Here is a 20,716-nt window from a genome sequence, read left to right on the forward strand (position 1 = left end):
CTGCTCCGCGATATTCAGGCGTTACGGCAAAGCGGATATACGGACGGGGAAATTGCTATCAAAGTTGGCCTGTCAACCGCCTACCTGCAAAATGTCATGTTTCTGCTGGATCGAAGAGAGGAACGACTTCTTTCAGCCGTCGACAATGGAACGATACCAATCGCTATCGCCATACACATTTCGCGGGCCGAAGAACAAAAGGTGCAGTCTGCCCTGATGGATGCCTACAGTCAGGGCACACTTAAGGGAAAACAGCTTGCAGTCGTGCGCAAACTCCTCGAGCGAAGAAAGACTACCGGTGAGCGAAAATTCAAGCCATCCGGGGTCAAGATTGGGGCGAAAGGTCAGCAATTCAGTCCGGGCCATCTCCGTCGCGTATATGTTCGCGAGTGCAATCGACAAAAACTGTTGGCAAAGCGAGCTGAAGTCGTCCAGGCAAGGCTCTCCTTCATCGTTCACTCCCTGAAGGAAATGATGAGAGATCGAGAATTTGCAGAACTACTTTCGGAACAGGGACTGACTACGATTCCAAAAATACTGGAACAAAGAATCAGGCAAGAGGCACCGACATGGAAACACTGACAGAAAATCTCGTGAAACGGGGTTTCGACATTGACCCCGTTACACTCGGTCTTGACAGGTTGCACTCACCGCGCCCGCTGCCGGACAACGCTGTAACCAGCCGGAAGTTTTTGCAGATCCTCGCTTCCATTGCAACCGTTGGTCTGGTCAAGCCCATCATCGTGACTCCTGATACCGGGCTCAACGACTCGTATCGGATTCTCGACGGACGCCTGAGAGTTGAGGCACTGAGGCGACTTTCTATCACAGAAGTCACGTGTCTCGTCGCACAGGATGACGAGGCGTACACCTACAATAAATTCATCAATCGACTGACGCCTGCACAGGACGCAAGGATGATAGCCAAGGCAATCTCGCGAGGTGTCCCGAAGGATCGAATCGCAACTGCGCTCGGTGTCGATGTCAATACCGTACGACGTCGCGCCACGATGCTCGATGGAGTCTGTCCCGAAGCCGCCTCCCTGATTGCTGACAGGAACTGTCCCGCCAAGACTTATGAAACGCTTAGACTGATGAGGCCGCTCCGACAGATCGAGGCGGCGGAACTCATGTGCGGGCAAAGCAACTTCTCATCAACATTTGCCAAGGCGATTCTGGCCGCGACACCGGAGAGTCAGCTTGTGCCACACAATCGTGCGCGCGACTCGCGACAATCGGAGGCTGCCGCACAGCTCGCGCGACTGGAAAGAGAATTGGCAACATTGCAGACATCAATTGCACAGACCGACGAACAATGCGGCATAGACCATCTTCACCTTACCGTTTCCGCGGCCTATATTGCCAGGCTCATGCATAACCCGTCCGTCGTCGCGTGGATAGAGGCTCACCACCCGGAATTTGCGTCGGAGCTCAAGGCGATAAGCGACGAGTCCGGGTGCTTCCTGCCCGCCGTCGAACAAACCCGTTCTCGCTCGAAAAACATACGCAACAAGAGTGTCAAATCGAGATCAACCCGGGGTTCCTAATTGGACACTGCCGTTATTCATAAGACAACAGCAACCGGCACCCCGACACATACTTATCGTCAATTCAGGTCGATCGTTCGACTCCGACAATAAACCTTTCGGCTATTCCCGTGACCTTTCCACACATGGATTCGTCGGTGGTATTCAAGAGGAAAACACACGGCAGCGAGAAATCGGATTGTCGCCGACAATCAATATTCTCGCGGATTGCAACAAACAAATCGTTGGCCTACGCTTCACTGTACTTTCGAAGGTACTCTCGGCATCGGGAGCCAGCCAGGTGTCTGGACGGTGTAGTGAGTCAAGATGAATTGGCGACTATGGTCACTTGCTTCCAGTACACACGTTCGATACCCGTTGAGTAGCGCCTTGGCGCGCGCTCTCCGGTGTAGGCGTGCGCGTGTCTCGGTCAGTAACGCGCAGCGGCCCGGAGATTGCATTCGCTTGCTTCTCATTCCAGCCGGAGATAGACGTGGCATAGCACAACGTACGAGGTCAACTTTCACGTCATCAATTCGCCCAAGCTGCATCCCACCACGCCTCAAGGAGGTAGCACCATGGACATTTCACAGGCATTTGTCGCGTTGAACGGTAAGTTCGTCGATACAGTCAACGCTCACGATACGCACAGTTGGGCGGCCTTGTTTGCCGACGACGCCATTCTCATTCCGGCGGGCCAAGAAGCTGTGACCGGCCGAAAGCGAATCGAAGGATGGGCCGAAGTAGCAACGAAAGTCTGGAATCGTTTGGAAATCCAGCAACGGTTTTGCACATCTGATGGAAATGTGGCCTGGGAATCCGGAGCCTGGACTGGAAATATCAACATACCGGACGGACGGACCATGGACATCAGCGGAAACTTCCTACTCATCGCACAGAAGGAAGGCTCCGCGTTGCGCATCAAAGCGCACGCTTGGAACGTGAATCCCACGACGCCTTGACCAGTTGCATCCCTATCACGACGAATTGACGACTTAGTCGAGTGGCGCACTGGTTGACACACTCGACGCCCGACTGCGTGCCCGTTTTGTCGCTGTTGCGACGGGTCCCCGCTATGTCCCAGCGGCAGCAACTGCGCGAGGTGCCGATACCTTTGGCGTTGATTTCGCAGCGGCAATGGTCGAAAATGCGACGCGTCTTAACGCAAAGCCCATCTTCAACCTGGGTAGCGCCGGTAGAATGGAGAAGAGTCTCACGGTCGTGATGACTGCCGTTGGTGAGAAAACACCTGGACACAGTCGTCTAAAGACACCCATGAGGTGTGTCGTCAAGATTGCATCCACCTGGTGCAGTTCGTCGGGATTCAGAATCCACACAGCGATGTCCGTAAATGGTCGTCTGAAAAGTCGCTGTTTCGCCTGCACAAATGCGTCATCAAGGTCGAAGCACAAACCATGACTATTGCCGTTGATGGACCGACACGCGGGACTATTTCGCGGAGCAAAACACGGAAATTCCATGGGCCGCGCTTTACAAAAGACAACTGGCAAAGCTGGCAATGGGTATAAAACACCGCATTTGATGCCGTCATCTTCGCGACTGCTTGCGAGGCGTCGCTAGGCGCGCCTTCTGCCGGGGAAGTCGCTCGTCGACCGTTTCCGGGTCGAGGCCGTGGAATCGCAGGTGCCTGCGCAAGAAATTCCGCGAAAAGAGAAGGCCCACCTCGCCGCTTATTCCTGACACGCCTGCCAAGGGCGGCATTCCTTCTGCAATCCATCCCTCAGGTGTGTGCATTGGCGGCAACTGGTTGAATGCGACCTCCCACATGTAGTGCCCGAGTACTTCGTCGGCAGCCTCGGCGGCGTGATGTACGCCGGCGTCGAAGCTGTCCGTCGTGCAAGAGACCTTCAGGCTGCGCGATGCAAGCGCAGCAACTGTACGCAGGTTACCTCCCAGAAGCTTTCTGGAGATGTCTATCTCTTTCGGACGCACGGAAACCTGGTCAGCGACACTTTCGACGACGTCTTCGACGCATCGCAACGTTCATCTTGGGATGATGGGAGAATGCGCCGTGACCGATGCGATAAGTGCCCGCTCGTGATATCAGTAAGCTTCTTCACGCCGGCCGCCGATGCCATTGCAATCGGAAAATCGACGCAAAACAGTTCGTCGACCAGTAGTGCGTTGGCGCGACTCGCTCGCACACTGGACGTGCGCCCAACTCTTCTTCCCAGGGAACTCCGCTGACCGCGTACCGATACGGCAGGAATTGATATCGCGGCCACAGGTAGCAGTGTTTACTGCGGTGCTGCATACAATTCACTCGGCAGCCAGTCGCGACAGGTCCACTTCGAGAACGCGGATGTGTGGCCGACCGCACATATCCAGAAACACATAATCTGGAAGAAATCTAGTTCGCCCTCTTAAATGCAGTCGAACGCGTCGCTCTTCCACCGGTGACTGACGCCCGGTGCGCGACCAGGCTATCCCGACGTCCTGTCTTCATGGCTACCTTCTTTAAAGGCTAACCCCGTGCAAACCATGCTGGAATACAAGGCGCACATGTCCTTTTTTGGTGATTGCGTGGGCACGGGCGTCAAAGTCGACTGGACCGATGGCGCAACTGGCGAACCGCTGCCGGGTCAGACAAATCTCAGCGCTCTACACGACGGGCACCGTCACTTCCCCTTCTTCTTTGCTGCGCGTTCCTTTGCCCATGCGCGCAGTTCGGTCACCGGCCATTCCCAAAAAAAACCGGCCTTCACTGGCTTCACCGGGCACGTCCCATCGCGAGCGTGTTCCAGCATCCGACCGTGCGACACGCCAACAATTCGCGCAGCTTCCGCAGTGGTCACCATCTTCCGGTATCGCTGCGGCTGCACTGCAGGCGCGCTGCTGGCTTCGGCAGTATCTGCCGCACCACCCGCATCGACCACTGCAGCCGAAGCCGCCGCGGCTGCGAAAATGTGTGCCGCGTCATAACCCAGAAGCAGCGATGCCATCGACACCGCCATGTTCTTCACTGCTGCTTCGCGCGCCTGCGTGTCCAGTGGCATGCGTGGATTCGTCTTCATCGTTTGTTACCTGCTCCGTGTTAAGTGTGCAGCCTGCTGGATGTGTGCCTTCTTCATGGTGCTTCGCTCCCTGTGGTGTAAGTGATCAGCGCTTCAGCGCTTCCCCTGCCTGCGTGATCAGCGCTGCATAACGCGGATCGTTCTTCGTGGCTTCGAGGAAAGCCTTCAGCGCTGCCGACATCGCATCCATGCGCGGACCGAAACCATCTGCCATGTCAGCCAGCCGGTTCAGTTCATCCAGCGCACCTTTCCGACCAGCAGCGCTGTCACCGTTCGCTGCCACTTCGATCAGCAGCGGCATCAGTCCGCGCCATGTGGGCGTCATGTCGATGTAACGCGGTTCCGGTGCCGGTTTGCTGGTGGTGTCGCTGGTCTTCGCATCCGATGCCATCGCGGGCACCCGGCGCACTTCGCGCTGCGGGGCTGCTGCTTCACAGGCTTGGATGAAACGCTTCCGCGCGTCCACGTCCTGCCGCAGCGTGTCAGCACCTGTCCACACATCGCTGCCCGGTGCGGACACGAAAAATTCGCGCCACGCATTGTTCGATGTGTCACCGCGCATCGCGTTACAGGCTTCACCCGGTGATCGAAACTGTTTGCCTAGGCTGGGCACATTGATCTTTCCACAGCGCACTTCAGCAAAGATTTTGATTCCCTTGTATGGGGTATAAAGCTGCGTGCCGCTGGGCAGATACAAGTCCTGCCACATCATTCCATTGCTCAAGTCATGTCCGTTCATGGTCATCGTCCTTCAGTCGTTATTTACTGGAGTTGCACTTCGGCAGGTTTGATCGTGAAGCTGTCTTCACCGATTTCGATCATGGTGCCGACCACTTGCATCAGGCTGATCCGTTCCACCCGTACAGCTTGGACATGTCCAGCGCGATGCGGATGGCAGCAAGCTGATCCGTTCCGGCTTCGATCATGAACCCGTGGGCTTCGGTGGGACTGACGATCACGCGATACTTCGGGCCATTCGTCACTTCGATGTCTTCCTTCATGGCGTTACTCTCCTTTAGGTTCCGTCTTTAGCACACCCTGCGCGTCGGCCTGCTTATCGAACCTGCCCATGACCGGCGCGCAGCCGTCCACGATCCGTTTATTCAGCGATTGATCGTCCCGCGTGATCGACCGATAACGCGTGACGCGACCATTGCGGATAAACACTTCGGTCAGCTTGCTGCCGGTGTATCCGCCATAACTGTTTTTGGCGTTCACGTTCAGACACAGCCGATAACCATAGATCGGAGTCGATGACCCTGCGGCTATCATGAAGCCTTTCTGCGGGGTGCTTAGATACTTGTTCTGCGCACTCTGCGGATCCTTCAGCACGGCTTCCTGCGCATCCGTGACCAGTTCTTCATAGTTCGCAGGATATGCACCATAGTCCGCTGCATCCTGTGCGGCACGATCCGGCGCACTCGCACACGCAGCCAAGCTGCCGACCAACACCGCCACCACCACCAGCTTCATCTTCGTCTTCATGCCATCACCTTTTTCCACAAAGTCGCCACACCTGCACCGATCCCGAACACCACCGCACCTGCGATGAAAAGATAGAACCCGGCATCGATCAGGAAGCGCACCAGATGCACGATCAGATAACCTGCCGCGATCAGGAACATGAGCCCTTTGCCGATGAAGTGCCACACATCATCCCAATTTGCCAGCAGCGCGATCACGCCTGCGAAACCCATCACCACCCGCACCGTCTGGTTCTTCACCACTGCTTTCACTGCGTCCATCACTTCACTCCATTACTTGAATTTCTGTGGATTCATCAGCCGCTTGAACATCTTCTGGCGGACAGATGCGATGCGATCAGGCAGCGCTTCGCTTTCACCGCGTGCATACGCAGGCATCGAATTTATAAACATGCTTGGGCAGCGTCACATGCACCAGCGCGATCGCGCGCTCAATGCTCTGTTAGTGGCGGATGAAGTGGCCAGTCTCTTTCTTATGATTCTGATTTTCTGCCGTCTTTACAGAATTGTAAGATCGCCCTTATCGTTCTGAACGTGAATCCATTCGGCTTGCGCGGCAGACGCGGCAAACAATGAAACGCCCACGACAAGCGCGGCAATGATATTGCGTGTCTTCATAATTTCTTTCCTTTCCCGAAAATAGGTTGAAATTACGACAACGCAATGCCGATCCAACATGCCTACGTGTTGCGCTTATCAACCGAAATAAACCATCGCGACCGGAGATTGCATGACAGCAATCTCTTTCTTATGATTTTGATTGGCCATCAACCTTACAAACATCATACATACGGACTGACGCCACGCATGCGGCGGAGCGTCACAGATCGAACGCTTACTCTAGAACTCTACAGATAATCAAACTCACCTTCCGGCGCAGCGAGCCGGCATACGCGCGACGTTTTTTAATTGATAACCATTCGTAGTCGCGCTTCGACCTAAGCCCCGCAGCCCCTCCCGCGTCCCTTCATTAGATCGCTACCCCGGAAACCCGCGCGACAGCGGGCTACACACCCTGCCTACATAGGGCAGTTACCCCAAAAATTACCCGTACGGAGCGTCGTGCGATCCGTGTACGGCGGCTTAGCACATGCTCCGAACGGAGGAGGCTACAACGCACACCCGGGGGCACCAGATGCTAACCGTTCGCAGCGCTGCAGAGCGTAAAAAGGCGTTCGCGGGACTTTGAACACACGAACGTAAAGCCTATTACTTGTCCTTTGTTGCGGCAGGAGGAGTATCGGCATTTTCTTTACCACGTTAAAAGGTCGCGACACAACCAAACGGCTTGAGGTTAGATCATCTAGATCCCGTACGGCTTCCAGCCCATTTTCCCGGTCCCAACTCGTTTCGGCCGGTTAGAATCGCTCATCGAGAGTCGGTGTAAAAGGTGATGATCCGATATTTAGGATTATTGAAGGCAATGCCACGCACTCCGTTGTGAACAGACGAAACTGGTCGGAGGTCGTGTGAAATTACAATGTTATCTCGTTGGTTACACCACTGAGCCTGTGCCTTTTCGCTCGCATTGCGTTTCCTCGGATTGGTGCTATTAGATGAGTGACTGCCCAAGGTCCGGAGTGTGAGTTCGCTGATGAAGGAAGGTGCCGTCCCGCCGTTCGATGCTGTCACCGTCAGCAATTCGCCACGTTGCTGACGTAGAGCCTAGCCCACTCCAATGTCGGCATTGGCCGATGAACGGAAGTTCGCTGCGTTATCAACGGCAGCCTCGTGCCGGATCGATATCGGAGCACCAAATATTCTACTTATGCAACTGAAAATGTTGGCCGGACGACCTTCGACGACCGCCGGTTGATTACTACACCTGCCGGTAGCTGCGCCAGCGAGTTCACCGCGCAGAAATCCGAAACCCGGCGAATGCGAAGGCCAGCTCGGCACCACACACGGGATACACCGCTGACGGCCCATCCCCGGGAACGATCACGTTATCCCGCGTCAACCATGCAAGCACCGACTTCGCCTCGAGCATCGCAAGTTGGATACCGATACACACACGGACCGATTCCGAATCCGCAAACCGCGAGGGATCGAAGCTTTCCGGCGCATGCCAGCGATACTGATCCCGATGCAGCAGCGAGAAAGGCACTTGCATCACCGATGCCCTCGCGCACCTCGGTTCCGAAGTCGACCAGGTTCGCTTCGCAAGCCGGGCCGCAAGAAACACGGGCGAGCAGCGACACCGGTCCGGCGTGGCCCTCCTGCACCTCACCCTACCCGAGGTGCAGTACGTCGACATTGCTTGGGCCACGCGCACCGCTTGATTTCTTGCTGGGCCTGACTATCATAGGTAACTGATACAGCCCGCTGGAGCTTGTCCAGCGCCCTTTGTAGCACCTGTAGCACCCTTGCGGTTTGGCTCCGTCCCATGTCTGGATGGCCGCAGGTCTTGAAAAGACCCGGAGTTTCTTATCTACCCAGTTGGGGAATCGACGATTCCCCACCGGGGCTCGTGACGATTCCCTTTTTCTTTAGGAGAGTCGTCATGAATCAGGCAAACCCAGCCAAAAAGTACTTCGATCTTCACCTGACCGGCCTCGGTTATCTTTCGCGCGTACGCGAAGTGAACTCCGCCGGCAATGGTCGCGCCAAAGCGAGGCCGTTTCTCGCCTGCTCCATCGCCGCGTTCCACGGCGATCCCGAGGTTCAGAACGGTATTGTCTATCTGAATCTCGACCTGATCGTCTCGGGCGAAAAGGCCAGAGATGCGATCCTGTCGGTGATGAACGACGCAAATGATCGCGACGTCAAGGTGCTGGTCGGCTTTCGCGCCGGTGATCACTACATCAGCACCTATGAGATCAGGCAGGGCGACCGTGCCGGTCAGATGGGCACCGTCCTGAAAGGTCGACTGCTCAAGGTCTTCTGGATCAAGGTCGATGGTGTGTTTGTCTATCAGGACACGCAACATGAGACCCTGCCCGAAGACCCGGCTGATAACGCTGACGAAGCTGTCTTTCCTGACGAGCAACCGGATGCCCGGACCACTGACGATGCCGGCTTCGACGCCCCCATCGCCAGAGTTTCGACTCCCGATGCTTCAGCAGACCATGCCGCCGCCAGTCGCGACGTGACGCAGGTTCAGCGGTCTGAACGTCGACAGGATAGAACACTTGCTGCACACCCCGCGGAACACTCTGCCGGTTATCGCCGCGGAACCGGCTTCCTGCGACGCGCTGTCCGTCGGACCGGCACCCCATCCTGAAGTCCGGTTGCTTTGAGTGTCCCCGCTCCGTGCGAGTGCACTGCTAGTGATGGTCGTCAGTTTTGTCCACTGGGACATCGAGAGGCTTATTTGATTCGTTATACTTATAATTAAACGAGCTTGTCGGTTTTTCGGGCGTTTGCGCGTTCGCCCTTCTAAAACACGCGTCAATCCCTGGTTCATCCGCTTTAAAAAAGGCCAGGTGCGATGCCGGTTCACCGGCGTCAACATGCGGTTCGCTGATCCCTGCCTCAGGCGCCTTTGCGCTTTTCTCTCCTGAGGAGCCACAGGACGCCCGTCGCAGCCGCGAAACCGGCTGCGACTTTTCCCTTTCCTGCCCCCGACCACCGCGAGGCGATGTTCGCTGAGCTGCAACGCCAGTCAGCTTGACGCAGCGCGACACCTTGTCCCGCTGCGTCAAGCTTGCTGCCGGTGGCTTTCCTCTTCGCGTTCCCATTTCCCTGACCTCCCGGGCCGACGGCGGCCTCGAAACGCCGTGCCGTTTGCGCTCGCTGCGCTAAACGCCCCTGGTCGCGCGCCCGCGGCCAGGGGACATTGGCAGGTGTCCTGCTGTCCGGGCACCTGCCAATGGAGGTTTTACCGTTGATCCGCCGGCCGCGGATCCGTCAGGTCGCGGCGTCACTGTGACCACACTCGCGGTAACCGCAGTTCTTTTCCGGCGCGTTGTTTCTGCGCGGCTGCGTGCCAGATCGGCATTCGGAATGTTCTCTGTCCCGACTGGTTCAGATCGGTCCAATGGCAGACGCCAGGCGGCCAGCAATCTGATCATCCAGTTTTTCCACCCTCAGGGGATGCTTCCCTCAGGGGACGTCCCCTCATTTTCAGGAGTTTTCAAAATGGGCATGGACGTCTTTGGAAACACGCCCCGTTCAGACAAGGGCGCTTATTTCCGCAACAACGTCTGGTGGTGGCATCCCCTCTGGCAATACTGCGAAACGGTCGCGGCCGACATCATCCCAACCGGCAACCTCGGTCATTCGAACAATGGCTGGGGACTCGACGATGACGGGGCCACCGCGCTCGCAGAACGGCTGAACCTTGCTCTCCGGTCAGGTCACACGCATCGCTACGCCGAGCTGTACCACCAGCGACTGCGCTCTTTGCCATTTCAGCCGTGTACGGTGTGCGGTGCAACCGGCCATCGCGCTGAGCCACCTGCAACCGGCCCCGGACCTTTGTTGTGTAACGCCTGCGAAGGCAAGGGTGAAGTGCCTGATTTTGAGACGCACTACCCGTTCGACGAGGACAACGTCCGCGAATTCGCCGAATTCCTCGGTCTGTGCGGTGGATTCCGCATCTGCTAGGCCAGGTGTCATCCGCACTTGACCCGCCCTTGACCTTGTAGATAACCGCGCACAACAGCACGACGCGCCGGTCATTCCTGATTCTCACCCCGCGGGGCATCGCATCCCCATCGGGGCCGCATGCCCCTTCACACCTTCAAGGAGCATGTCATGCATGTCTATTACTACGATGTCGGCACTCCGGCTGCGCCCTCACCTGCGCGACCCATAGCATCACGCGAGCAACGTCTCGCTAACGGCAGCCTGCAGGACGTATCGATGATCGCATCCGACGCGGGGTTCAGCGCGCCAGTCGCGATTTCGAAGGAGGCTTTGTGCGTTTGTCTCACCGGCCTTCAGGACCTCGCCCCTGGTCAGTGCCTGCCGTGGCCTGCGGCCAGGAGGTTACGTTCGATCCTTCACTGCGCTGCCGCCGAGGCTATGCATCACCACGAAGACAAACAGGTCTTCTTCCATGTGCAACTCGATCGGGATGACGGAGATTCAGCACCGGCCTTCGAGGTTCATCTGAAACTCGTCATTGATGCTGGAACGGGCGACCGTGCGGTCGTGACGATCCTGCTGCCCGATCAGGACTAGACGAATCTGTCACCGCAGCGGCCACGCTGCCTGCCTTCTTAACCCGTCGCGGGGATGCTTCCCCGCCAGGGGCATGCTCTGCGAGCCTTATGCTGGAGAAAATCATGCAACCTGATTCTGAAATCCTGACATCAAACACCACGCTCACGGCTATGCGTGTCCCTGAGACGAAGCGTGTGTACATACTGCCGCGCCATTTCGGACGGCAGTTGCTGATGGGCGAAGCAATGGTCTATCAATCGCTGCAATCCGTCTGTGAAGCCTATTCGGGCGGGTTCTGGGATTTCTTCGAACTGTCCAACGGCGGCTTCTACATGGCGCCGCGTATGGAGGAGCCGTTGCGTATCCAGTGCGAGGGCAATGGCTTCGATGGTGAGATGTCATGCGACGCCGCTGGCATCGTGGCCTGCATGATGGCATTCAACGCCCTCGCATGGCAGACCCGCGAAGCACGCTTCGGCGGGCTGTTTTACCAGTTAAGTGCCTTCGTTGCACAGCACGCGGAAGCGGCCTCGATATTCGCCGCCATTGATTGAAGCATTGACCGTTCGCTTTTTGTTCAGGTAGCTATTGAAAGGGCGCCCCACTTCGGGGCGCCAAACCGATGATGCAAACGGGGCGCACAAAGTCCGCAGAAGACGAGACAGCGATGGAGCATGGTTGCTCCACGAGACGATCGTGCAGGTTGAACCAGAAAACGGGCGCGGGAGTGGAACAGGAGGTGGAAGTATGAAATGCATGTCCGAAACAGACCAGGCAGTCGAACGCGGCGCGCGCATGAGCGACTGCGGCGCGTACCGGTACCGCCTCTGGCGCGAGTGGGACAAGTCACGTCCGACGTTGGTGTTCCTGATGCTGAACCCGTCGACCGCCGATCACCACGTTGATGACCCAACTGTGTCTAGGTGCTTCGCCCGTGCCGTCGCGAATAGCTTCGGCCGGCTTGAAGTTGCCAACCTGTTCCCGCTGCGTGCGACAAATCCTGACGAGTTGCTCACGCACCCGGACCCGCGTGGACCACGTAGCAGAGCAAACACTGCGATCCTGGAAGCAGTTGACCTTGCGTCGATGGTTATCTGTGCGTGGGGCTCACACGAAGCGGCGGCAACGCGTTCGGCGGACGTGCTGCACCTCCTTGGGATTACCAATATGCGCGGGAAGCTGTTCCATCTCGGCCTGAATCGGGACGGCAGTCCCAAACACCCACTGTATACCTCCGCGGCCACGCATCCAGAACCATTCGAAAACCCGATTTGACCCGAACAACGCAATGGGCAATCGGGATCACGTAAGCAGAGTGAGGACTGTATGGGAACCTTGATCGAGAAAGGCATCCTGATTGCAGGCGAGCGAGCCATTGGGATCAGAGAGGCAGCCGCGCTCCTGCAGGTTTCCTATGGAACCGTCTACACGCACAAGATAGCACTGGGTTTCTTCCAGATCGGTTCTGTCTGGCGCGTCTGGCCCGAAAAACTGCGGCAAACGACAAGCGACTACAATAAATGTCGACCGGCGCAGACGGAACAGGAGAAGCAGCAATGTCCATCCGAAAGCACCCCAAGAGCGGCGTCTACTTCATTGACATCCGCACCCCAGGCGGCGAAAGAATTCGCCGCTCTTGCGGCACGCAGGACCGCAAGGAAGCACAGGAGTATCACGACCGGGTAAAAGCCGCGTCGTGGCGCACCTCGAAACTGAGTGAGAAGCCGTCCTGGACATTCGAAGAAGCGGCGATGCGGTATCTCACCGAGGAAGCATTGAAGCGGGATTATGAAAGCAAGGAGCGGCACCTGGTCTGGTTTGGCGGCCGATTCCCCGGACGGGCGCTCCATACGATCACACGTGCCGAGGTTTTTGATGCACTACCGGTCGAGGACCAGCGCAGATATTGCAAAGGGAGGAAGCTGAGCGTGAGCACCCGCAATCGCTATCTGGCGACCATTCGCGGGATGTTGAACGCGGCTGTAAAGTGGGAATGGATCGACAAGGCGCCGAAACTCAACGACATGCCCGTGTCGAACAAGCGCATACGGTGGATCACGGCCGACGAGGCTCGCGCGCTGCTTGCCGCGATACCGACGACCTGGCTTCGCGACATTACCGAAATGGCTTTCAATACCGGACTCCGCTGGCGAAATATTTCGCTGCTCGAGTGGTCACAGGTTGATCTCGCTCGACAGCGCGCGTGGATCCATCCAGACCAGGCGAAAGGGAAGAAGCCAATCGGCGTTCCGCTGAACGAAGCCGCCGTCAGTATCATCCGGCGCCAACTTGGGCTGCATGAGCGGTTCGTGTTTGTGAACAATGGCGCACCGCGCAAGAAATCAGATTTTCCGCAGTGGCGCCGCGCTTGCGCGAAGGCCGGCATCAAGGACTTCCGGTTCCACGACACGCGCCACACGTGGGCGAGCTGGCATGTGCAGAATGGCACGCCGCTCAATGTGCTGAAGGAACTGGGCGGATGGTCGGACTACGATATGGTGCTGCGCTACAGTCATCTGGCACCCGACCACCTGGCGCAGCACGCAAACGCGGTCAAGTTTTGGGCACACCCGACGCCGGATAATCTGGGCACACCCGCCAAGGCAGTTGGCCAGACCAGGCGCAAAGCCTTATACAGCAAAGGTTCCAGCGATACAGCACTACGCCGGACTGAAGTGGGAGGGTAGACGGATCACCGGATGAGGAGTCCGGCATCGCCCCAGCCAGAGCTAGATCCGCCATGCGTTGCATTATCGGCTCGCGCCGCGAACGCGTCATCACACAAGTTAACAAGAGACTCTTTCCGGATGCGTCAAAATAGCGGCAACCCGACCGCTCAGGCACATCCGCTAAGATAGCGCCCTGACCGCACCCGAACCAACCGACGCCTGCCGCCTTGCCGACCTTCACTCTCCCCTCAGCGCTGCAGGCGGAACTCGACATCCGCAAAAGCCGCTTCATCGCCTACGCGATTCCCGTCGCCGACCGCGACGCCGCGATGGAAGAACTGCGCCGCCTGCGCGAAGAACATCCCACGGCCACGCATGTCTGCTGGGCGCTGCTGGCGGGCGGCCAGTCGGGCATGTCCGACGACGGCGAGCCGTCTGGCACGGCGGGACGTCCGATACTCGAAGTGCTGCGTCATCACGATCTGGACGGCGTGCTGGCCGCTGTCGTGCGCTATTACGGCGGCGTGAAGCTCGGCGCTGGCGGCCTCGTGCGCGCCTATACCGACGCGATCGCCACCGCGCTGCAGGACGCGCCGCGCGTCGAGCGGATCGCGCTTGCGTCCTTGCCCGTCGAAATCGGCTATCCCGACGAAGCCCGCGTGCGACGCTGGATCGAACAGGAAAACTATGCGCTCGAAGCGAGCGCGTACGACATGAACGTGCAACTGACGATCCGCATGCCCGTCACGGCCGTCGACGCCGCGCGCGAAGCCTTGCGCGACATGACGCAAGGCCGCGCGGTTTTCCCCGAAAACACCTGAGCGAATCAAAACAAAACGGCCGCGTGCCGGAAAATGCTCCATGCACGCGGCCGCTGTGAAACACGGGCAATCAATGCGCCGCAGCAAACGCCTTCGCCGATTCCTTCGCTTGCGAACCTGCCGCTGCCAGCGCGTCTTCGAGAATCATCTCGGCGCCCTTCTCCGCGACCATCATCGTCGGCGCGTTGATATTGCCTGACGTGATGTTCGGGAAGATCGACGCATCGACGATCCGCAAGCCCGACATGCCATGCACGCGCAGACGTTCGTCGACGACCGAGTTGCCGTCGTCCGGCCCCATCGCGCATGAACCGCACAGGTGATAGATCGAACCCGACTGCCCGCGGAAGTACTGCAGGAAGGCGTCGCGATCCTTCACTTGCGGGCCGGGCGAAATCTCTTCGACAGTAATGTCCTTGAGCGCCGCCGTCGACATGATCTTGCGCACCAGCTCGCAGCCTTCAATGGCTTCGTCGATATCCTTTTGCGTCGTCAGCGCGTTGATGCGAATCTTCGCGGCATCTTCCGCGCGATCCGACGCGATCTGGATCGAGCCGCGGCTACTCGGACGGCACGGATTGAAGCACAGCAGAAAGCCCGAATACGGTTCCGGTTCGAGGCTCGCCTTGTTGCTCTTCGGAATGCGATACGACAGCGGATTGAAATAGAGCTGCAGATTCGGCAATGCCTCTTTCTCGCTGCTTCTGAAGAATCCACCGGCCTGATTCACGCTCATCGCGAGCGGGCCTTTGCGCGTCAGCAGGTATTGCAAGCCGAGCTTGAGCTTCCCCAGCAACGGGCGCATTTCGTCATTCAGCGTCTTCACGTTCGAGCGATAGTAGAAGCTCACGCAAAGATGATCCTGCAGGTTCTGGCCGACAGCGGGCAAATGATGCACGAGCGGAATCCGATGCTCTGAGAGCAGCGCGCTATCGCCGACACCCGACAGTTGCAGCAGCTTCGGCGTATCGACGGCACCCGCCGAAAGAATCACTTCCCGCTTCGCGGTGAAATGGCGCGAACTGCCGTTCTGCTTGACGACGACGCCCGTCGCGCGCCGGTTCGCGTCGAACAGCACCTGCGTGACGAGTACTTCACGCTCGACCGTCAGGTTCTTGCGATTGAGCACCGGGTGCAGGTACTCGAAGCTGCTCGACGAACGCTGGCCATTGCGCGTGTTCACGTCGTAAATGCCCGCGCCTTCGAATTGCGCACCGTTGAAGTCGTCCGTGCGTTTGTAGCCCGCCTGCTCGCAGCCCTTGATGAACACGTGACAGATGGGATGCGCGTCATCCTTCATCGGCGAAATGCCGATCGGGCCATTCGCGCCGTGATACTCGGTGTTGCCGAGCGGATGCGATTCGAGCTTGCGGAAATACGGCAGCACGTCGCTATACGACCAGCCCTTGTTGCCCGCTTCCGCCCAGTCGTCGTAATCCTGCGCCTGGCCACGCACGTAGATCATTGCGTTGATTGAACCGGAGCCGCCCTGCACCTTGCCGCGCGGGCAATACAGCGAGCGGTTGTCGAGTTCCTTCTCCGGCTCGCTGTAGTACATCCAGTTGTAGGTTTCGTTGTAGTACGTCTTCGTGAAACCGACTGGAATCTTGAACCAGAACGAATCGTCGGCTTTGCCTGCTTCGAGCAGCAATACCGAGTACTGGCCCGATGCCGACAGACGGTTGGCGAGAATGCAGCCCGCAGATCCCGCTCCGACGATGATGTAGTCGTAATTCATGTTCTATTCGCCCGCAGGCGTCCAATACGTGGAATACGTTATGGCCCGTTCGCGCACTCAGCCTTTGGCGGGCGCGAGATCCTTCACGTCGGCGGGCTTCGACGCCATCTGCAGATGCAGACGATCGCCCTTATACGGCGTGTGCTGATTGACTACTTCCATGTTCAGTTCGACGCCGAGGCCCGGTTCCGTAGAAGGAATGATGTAGCCGTCTTCCCAGCGAATCGGCGACTTCAGCACTTCGGCATGGAAACCGCCCCACGTGCCGATGCTTTCCTGAATCAGGAAGTTCGGCGTGCAGGTTGCAAGCTGAATGCTCGCGGCGGCGCCGACCGGACCGTTGTAGAGGTGCGGCGCGATCTGCGCGTAATAGACCTCGGCGAGCGTCGCGACTTTCTTCGCTTCGAGCAGGCCGCCGACGCGCGCCACGTTCAGTTGCAGAATCGACGCGCCGCCCGCTTCCAGCAGCTTGTGGAACTCGTACTTCGTGGTGAGGCGCTCGCCGGCCGAAATCGGAATGCTCGTGTGCCGCGCAACTTCGGCCATGGCGTCATGCTGTCCCGGCGGCACAGGTTCTTCGAACCACAGCGGGTCGTATTTTTCGAGGCGCTTCGCAAGACGGATTGCCGACGCCGGCACCATTTGCCCATGCGTGCCGAACAGCAGATCGGCCTTGCTGCCCACGGCTTCGCGCACCTTGCGGCAGAACGTTTCGCAACGGTCCATCACTTCGAGCGACAGATGATGACCCGAGTAAGCCGTATAAGGGCCAGCAGGATCGAACTTCACCGCCGTAAAGCCGCGCTTGACGTTTTCCGCCGCGCATTCGGCCGCGAGATCGGGATCGTCGTAGTCGTATTCGCCGCGACGGTTCTTCGGATACAGATACGTGTACGAACGCAGGCGCTCATGCACGCGGCCGCCCAGCAGTTCGTACACGGGCTTGTTCGCCGCCTTGCCGATGATGTCCCAGCACGCCATTTCGAGGCCGCTCACCACGCCCATCATCGTCAGATCGGGGCGCTGCGTGAAGCCGCTCGAATACGCTTCGCGCCACAGACGTTCGACGTGGTGCGGGTCCTTGTCGAGCAGATAACGCGTGAACACGTCGTCGATGATGGGCGCCATCGCATTCGGATGAAACGTGGCCGAATAGATTTCGCCGACGCCTTCAATCCCGCAATCCGTCTTCAGCTTGACGAAGATCCAGTACATGCCGCCGATATGCGGCGGCGGCACGGCGACGATATGCGTTTCGAGCGAGACGACTTTCATTTACGCTTCCTTCCTGTTAAGCATATTGCGCAGCACGAGGCCCGCGAAACCGCCGACGGCGGACACGGCGGCCACGTAGCCGAAGTACATTTGATAGCCATGCACGCCCGGATAGTTCTGCGTCAGATATCCGTTGATGAGCGGCAGGAAAACATCGGGCGAATAGCCGAGTACCGAAATCAGGCCAATCGCGAGGCCCATCGTTTCGACGGGTACGTTGCAGCGATCGAGCAGCGACCAGTACAGACCGCGAATCGCATACGTCAGCACGCCGATGAAGAGCACGATAAACACCAGCAACACATGGCTGCTGATCTGCGGCGCGGCGATCAGGCCGACCAGCGAAAGCGACGCGAGAAAGAGCGCGATGATCAGCACGGTCACTTTCGAAAAGCGGTCGCCGAGAAAGCCGCCGCCAATGCCGCCGATGGGACGCATCCACAGCTTGAGCGTCGTGATCGTGCCTGCCATCACCACCGACAAGCCAATCTCGCCTTCATGCAGATACGCGGAGAAGCTGTAGGTCGCCCAGAACACTTGATAGCCGCAGAACACGATCGCCGCGACGAGCCACAGTTCGGGAATCTTCGCGAGCGTGATCAGATCGGCGATCACGTTGCTGCGTTTGGCCGCTTGCGCGCGGCTCGATCGCTCCGCTTTCGACGACGGATCTTTCACCAGTGCGAGCACTACGCCGAGGCCAATGCACAGGAACGCGTACATGTACACCACGACCCTGAAGCCAACAGCGGCCGGTTCGCCCTTCGTCTGCGTGAGCCATGCAAACAGCGTGATGGCGATCGTCGCGAGCATCGCTTCGATCAGCCCACGGCCACCGTCGAGGAAACCGAAGAAGCGGCCCTGCTCGTCAGCGCCCGCGATCATCGACACGCGCTTGATAACGGCCGCCCAGAACGTCAGCCCCGTCGACAGGCCCCAGCCGCCGAAGATCATCAGCAGCAGATTGAACGACGGCGCCGTCGAATACACCAGGCCGAGCAGGCCAGTCGCCACGAGCGAGAAGCTGATCAGCAGGCGCGGCGCGATGCGGTCCGCGAGCCAGCCGCTCGGCAGGTAGCTCAGCAGGAAGATCGTGCCGAGCATCGAATACAGATAGCCGAGTTGGCTTTCGCTGATGTGGAAAACTTCCAGCATCGTCGGCTGATAGACCTGGCGCAGATAGAGAATCGGATAAATCGCGCCAGCCGCGATGACGAGCAGCAACAGTTGCACATAGCGCTGTGCCTTGTTGCCGGATTGGTCGATTGCGCTGGCGGAACGGCGCGTCGAAGCGTCCGTCTGAAGAGGTTGGCTTGCCACTGAAATGCTCCTAAGAGACGCGCAAGGAGCACAGCATGCGCCGTGACCGTCGTGTCTCCGTTACTTTGTTATGAATGCAGCGTGTGCTTTTTATGGTTAAAAAAGAGAGCGCATCCCACGTTGCTTTTCGCACGCGGAATGCGCCCTGACAGGATCAGTACTTCATGACGACCAGACGCGTCTGCGTGAATTCAAGCATGCCGTGCTTGCCGTCGTCGCCGCCGAGACCCGAGCGTTTCCAGCCTGCGTGAAAGCCCTGGTACGGATCGGCAGGCGTGCGGTTCACATAGAGTTCGCCCGCTTCGATGTTGTTCGCGACTTTCATCGTCGTGCGGTAGTTCTCGGTGTAGAGCACCGACGACAGACCGAACTGGTGGTCGTTGGCCATCTGCAGCGCTTCGTCGAGCGTGCTGTAGCGCACGACGGGCATGATCGGGCCGAACGTTTCTTCCTGGATGATTTCCATGTCCTGACGGCAGTTCGTCAGCAACGTGGCCGGATAGAAGAAGCCCTTGCCTTCGGGAATCGCGCCGCCCGTTTCGAGCGTTGCGCCATCGGCGACCGCGCGCTGAACCATCGCGTGAATCGACTGGCGCGAGGCTTCGTTGACGAGCGGACCCATCAAGGAAGCATCCGTGCTGCGGTCGCCGCTTTTCACTGCGCTCATGTGCTTTTTCAGCAGCGCGACGAACTGGTCATGCACGCTTTCGTGTACGTAGACGCGCTCGATAGCCGTGCAAAGCTGGCCGCAGTGCGTCGTCTTCGAGCCGACGAGTTCGCGCGCGGCCTTTTCCAGATCGGCATCCGGCTCGATGATGGCAGGCGTCTTGCCGCCCAGCTCGAGTGACGGCTTCGCAATGTTCTCTTTGCAATAGTCGAGCACCTTGCGACCGGCGCCGACGCTGCCCGTCAACGTAATCATGCCGACCGCGGGATGCGTGCAGACGGCTTCGGCGGTTGCGTGGCTCATCGCGAGAATGTTGACGACGCCCGGCGGCAATTCGGCGCGAATTACAGCCTTGGCGATTTCGAATGCGGAACTGGGCGTGTTATTGCTCGGCCGCACCACCACCGTATTACCCGCGATCAACGCCGGCGCGATTTTGCGCATGAACGTATAGACGGGGTAATTGAACGGGATCAGGCATGCGACGACGCCGATCGGCTCGCGATGCATCACGAGGTTCTCGTCGGGCGTGTCGCTGGGAATGACTTCGCCTTCGATACGGCGCGCCCACTCGGCGTGATAGCGCGTGATCTGGCCGGCGTAGATGGCTTCGTTGGTCGCGTCGGCGACGCTCTTGCCGGACTCCAGCGCGAGCGCCGCGCCGATGGCGGGCGCGCAGTCGGTCAATGCGTCGGCGAGCTTGTGCAGATAGGTGGCGCGCTCCGCAGCGGGCAGCTTGCGCCAGCTCTTTTGCGCGGCGGCGGCCGCAGCGACGGCTGCTACAGCCTCTTCGCGGGACGCACCCGATACCTGGGCAATCAGCGCCTCGGTAGCGGGGTTATAGACGGAGATGAGTTCGTCCGTTGCGGGTTCGACAAACTGGCCGCCAACGAAATTCCGGTCGAGTCGCATGGTGTTTTACCTGGTGACGCGTGCGCGAAGCACGTTGCCGGCGGCGAGTTAGAGCAAGGCGAAACATGCAGCCGGCGCATGACCCGGATTCTTCTCTGCGGCCTTACGACACGCAAGCGAGTATTTCGACCGTCAAACATTCATAAAACTCATGTTTGTA

At 58.5% G+C, this 20,716-nt stretch carries 20 protein-coding genes; 10 read left to right on the forward strand and 10 right to left on the reverse strand.

Translation table 11 applies throughout. From position 1 onward, the window contains the following. The 3 genes from BLT65_RS40495 to BLT65_RS40505 all read left to right on the forward strand — a co-directional run bounded on the left by BLT65_RS40495 (nt 1) and on the right by BLT65_RS40505 (nt 2,488). Nucleotides 1-582, forward strand: coding sequence for a plasmid partitioning protein RepB C-terminal domain-containing protein (locus tag BLT65_RS40495; RefSeq protein ID WP_091789321.1), 582 nt, complete (start codon nt 1-3; stop codon nt 580-582). Further along, complete coding sequence (locus BLT65_RS40500; RefSeq protein WP_091789325.1) at nt 570-1,547, forward strand: plasmid partitioning protein RepB C-terminal domain-containing protein; 978 nt, start codon at nt 570-572, stop codon at nt 1,545-1,547. Before BLT65_RS40495 ends, BLT65_RS40500 begins: the two co-directional genes overlap by 13 nt. A 557-nt stretch (nt 1,548-2,104) precedes the next feature. Then, nucleotides 2,105-2,488, forward strand: coding sequence for a YybH family protein (locus tag BLT65_RS40505; RefSeq protein ID WP_091789328.1), 384 nt, complete (start codon nt 2,105-2,107; stop codon nt 2,486-2,488). A 1,677-nt stretch (nt 2,489-4,165) separates the two neighbouring features. Here the strand turns inward: BLT65_RS40505 and BLT65_RS40515 are convergent. The 6 genes from BLT65_RS40515 to BLT65_RS46835 form a co-directional block, all read right to left on the reverse strand. Then, entirely contained in the window at nt 4,166-4,543 is a 378-nt protein-coding gene (locus BLT65_RS40515) for a helix-turn-helix transcriptional regulator (protein WP_167306635.1), read from the reverse strand. 103 nt (nt 4,544-4,646) lie between these two features. Further along, nucleotides 4,647-5,300, reverse strand: coding sequence for a hypothetical protein (locus BLT65_RS40520; protein ID WP_143036655.1), 654 nt, complete (start codon nt 5,298-5,300; stop codon nt 4,647-4,649). A gap of 100 nt (nt 5,301-5,400) precedes the next feature. Next, nucleotides 5,401-5,562, reverse strand: a complete 162-nt coding sequence (locus tag BLT65_RS47490; protein WP_167306636.1) for a hypothetical protein — start codon at nt 5,560-5,562, stop codon at nt 5,401-5,403. 4 nt (nt 5,563-5,566) lie between these two features. Beyond that, nucleotides 5,567-6,046, reverse strand: coding sequence for a hypothetical protein (locus BLT65_RS40525; protein ID WP_091789341.1), 480 nt, complete (start codon nt 6,044-6,046; stop codon nt 5,567-5,569). After that, entirely contained in the window at nt 6,043-6,306 is a 264-nt protein-coding gene (locus tag BLT65_RS40530) for a hypothetical protein (protein WP_091789344.1), read from the reverse strand. The genes BLT65_RS40525 and BLT65_RS40530 overlap by 4 nt, the downstream gene beginning before the upstream one ends. Nucleotides 6,307-7,894: 1,588 nt before the next feature. Next, nucleotides 7,895-8,158: a cytochrome P450 gene (locus BLT65_RS46835; RefSeq protein ID WP_091789346.1), complete on the reverse strand. Its 264-nt coding sequence runs from the start codon at nt 8,156-8,158 to the stop codon at nt 7,895-7,897. Between the two features lie 390 nt (nt 8,159-8,548). Between BLT65_RS46835 and BLT65_RS48190 the strand changes: the two genes are divergently transcribed. The 7 genes from BLT65_RS48190 to BLT65_RS40570 all read left to right on the forward strand — a co-directional run bounded on the left by BLT65_RS48190 (nt 8,549) and on the right by BLT65_RS40570 (nt 14,644). Further along, nucleotides 8,549-9,268: a DUF3577 domain-containing protein gene (locus tag BLT65_RS48190; RefSeq protein WP_244186980.1), complete on the forward strand. Its 720-nt coding sequence runs from the start codon at nt 8,549-8,551 to the stop codon at nt 9,266-9,268. 857 nt (nt 9,269-10,125) lie between these two features. Continuing rightward, the gene (locus BLT65_RS40545; protein WP_091789348.1) at nt 10,126-10,593 is read left to right on the forward strand and encodes a hypothetical protein; all 468 of its coding nucleotides are present in this window, start codon (nt 10,126-10,128) and stop codon (nt 10,591-10,593) included. Nucleotides 10,594-10,743: 150 nt separating this feature from the next. Next, nucleotides 10,744-11,172 (forward strand): DUF6573 family protein, encoded by a 429-nt coding sequence (locus BLT65_RS40550; protein WP_143036657.1) that lies wholly within the window; start codon nt 10,744-10,746, stop codon nt 11,170-11,172. Nucleotides 11,173-11,276: 104 nt separating this feature from the next. Next, a complete protein-coding gene (locus BLT65_RS40555; protein WP_091789389.1) occupies nt 11,277-11,708 on the forward strand; it encodes an antirestriction protein in 432 nt (143 codons plus the stop codon). A 202-nt stretch (nt 11,709-11,910) separates the two neighbouring features. Further along, nucleotides 11,911-12,429 carry a DUF1643 domain-containing protein gene (locus BLT65_RS40560; RefSeq protein ID WP_091789352.1) on the forward strand — a complete coding sequence of 173 codons (519 nt, stop codon included), beginning with the start codon at nt 11,911-11,913 and terminating at the stop codon, nt 12,427-12,429. A gap of 281 nt (nt 12,430-12,710) precedes the next feature. Beyond that, nucleotides 12,711-13,841 (forward strand): tyrosine-type recombinase/integrase, encoded by a 1,131-nt coding sequence (locus BLT65_RS40565; RefSeq protein WP_091789354.1) that lies wholly within the window; start codon nt 12,711-12,713, stop codon nt 13,839-13,841. Between the two features lie 209 nt (nt 13,842-14,050). Further along, nucleotides 14,051-14,644 (forward strand): IMPACT family protein, encoded by a 594-nt coding sequence (locus tag BLT65_RS40570; RefSeq protein WP_042309828.1) that lies wholly within the window; start codon nt 14,051-14,053, stop codon nt 14,642-14,644. A gap of 70 nt (nt 14,645-14,714) precedes the next feature. Here the strand turns inward: BLT65_RS40570 and BLT65_RS40575 are convergent, their stop codons facing one another. From BLT65_RS40575 to aldA, 4 genes are all read right to left on the reverse strand, one after another. Continuing rightward, the gene (locus BLT65_RS40575) at nt 14,715-16,382 is read right to left on the reverse strand and encodes a GMC family oxidoreductase (RefSeq protein WP_091789356.1); all 1,668 of its coding nucleotides are present in this window, start codon (nt 16,380-16,382) and stop codon (nt 14,715-14,717) included. A gap of 57 nt (nt 16,383-16,439) precedes the next feature. Then, nucleotides 16,440-17,657 (reverse strand): mandelate racemase/muconate lactonizing enzyme family protein, encoded by a 1,218-nt coding sequence (locus tag BLT65_RS40580; protein WP_042309832.1) that lies wholly within the window; start codon nt 17,655-17,657, stop codon nt 16,440-16,442. Continuing rightward, nucleotides 17,658-18,977 carry an MFS transporter gene (locus BLT65_RS40585; protein WP_091789358.1) on the reverse strand — a complete coding sequence of 440 codons (1,320 nt, stop codon included), beginning with the start codon at nt 18,975-18,977 and terminating at the stop codon, nt 17,658-17,660. A 154-nt stretch (nt 18,978-19,131) separates the two neighbouring features. Further along, nucleotides 19,132-20,556, reverse strand: coding sequence for an aldehyde dehydrogenase (gene aldA, locus BLT65_RS40590; protein WP_091789359.1), 1,425 nt, complete (start codon nt 20,554-20,556; stop codon nt 19,132-19,134). Nucleotides 20,557-20,716: the final 160 nt, after the last annotated feature.

Origin of the sequence: Paraburkholderia steynii (assembly GCF_900100565.1) — a bacterium.
Taxonomy (GTDB): Bacteria; Pseudomonadota; Gammaproteobacteria; order Burkholderiales; family Burkholderiaceae; genus Paraburkholderia; species Paraburkholderia terrae.

Bases quoted from the DNA above. Each gene is read 5' to 3' on its own strand.
- BLT65_RS40500 (WP_091789325.1), top strand. From the start codon at position 570: ATGGAAACACTGACAGAAAATCTCGTGAAACGGGGTTTCGACATTGAC.
- BLT65_RS40505 (WP_091789328.1), top strand. From the start codon at position 2,105: ATGGACATTTCACAGGCATTTGTCGCGTTGAACGGTAAGTTCGTCGAT.
- BLT65_RS40515 (WP_167306635.1), bottom strand. From the start codon at position 4,543: ATGCCACTGGACACGCAGGCGCGCGAAGCAGCAGTGAAGAACATGGCG.
- BLT65_RS40520 (WP_143036655.1), bottom strand. From the start codon at position 5,300: ATGAACGGACATGACTTGAGCAATGGAATGATGTGGCAGGACTTGTAT.
- BLT65_RS47490 (WP_167306636.1), bottom strand. From the start codon at position 5,562: ATGAAGGAAGACATCGAAGTGACGAATGGCCCGAAGTATCGCGTGATC.
- BLT65_RS40525 (WP_091789341.1), bottom strand. From the start codon at position 6,046: ATGAAGACGAAGATGAAGCTGGTGGTGGTGGCGGTGTTGGTCGGCAGC.
- BLT65_RS40530 (WP_091789344.1), bottom strand. From the start codon at position 6,306: ATGGACGCAGTGAAAGCAGTGGTGAAGAACCAGACGGTGCGGGTGGTG.
- BLT65_RS46835 (WP_091789346.1), bottom strand. From the start codon at position 8,158: ATGCAAGTGCCTTTCTCGCTGCTGCATCGGGATCAGTATCGCTGGCAT.
- BLT65_RS48190 (WP_244186980.1), top strand. From the start codon at position 8,549: ATGAATCAGGCAAACCCAGCCAAAAAGTACTTCGATCTTCACCTGACC.
- BLT65_RS40545 (WP_091789348.1), top strand. From the start codon at position 10,126: ATGGGCATGGACGTCTTTGGAAACACGCCCCGTTCAGACAAGGGCGCT.
- BLT65_RS40550 (WP_143036657.1), top strand. From the start codon at position 10,744: ATGCATGTCTATTACTACGATGTCGGCACTCCGGCTGCGCCCTCACCT.
- BLT65_RS40555 (WP_091789389.1), top strand. From the start codon at position 11,277: ATGCAACCTGATTCTGAAATCCTGACATCAAACACCACGCTCACGGCT.
- BLT65_RS40560 (WP_091789352.1), top strand. From the start codon at position 11,911: ATGTCCGAAACAGACCAGGCAGTCGAACGCGGCGCGCGCATGAGCGAC.
- BLT65_RS40565 (WP_091789354.1), top strand. From the start codon at position 12,711: ATGTCCATCCGAAAGCACCCCAAGAGCGGCGTCTACTTCATTGACATC.
- BLT65_RS40575 (WP_091789356.1), bottom strand. From the start codon at position 16,382: ATGAATTACGACTACATCATCGTCGGAGCGGGATCTGCGGGCTGCATT.
- BLT65_RS40580 (WP_042309832.1), bottom strand. From the start codon at position 17,657: ATGAAAGTCGTCTCGCTCGAAACGCATATCGTCGCCGTGCCGCCGCCG.
- aldA (WP_091789359.1), bottom strand. From the start codon at position 20,556: ATGCGACTCGACCGGAATTTCGTTGGCGGCCAGTTTGTCGAACCCGCA.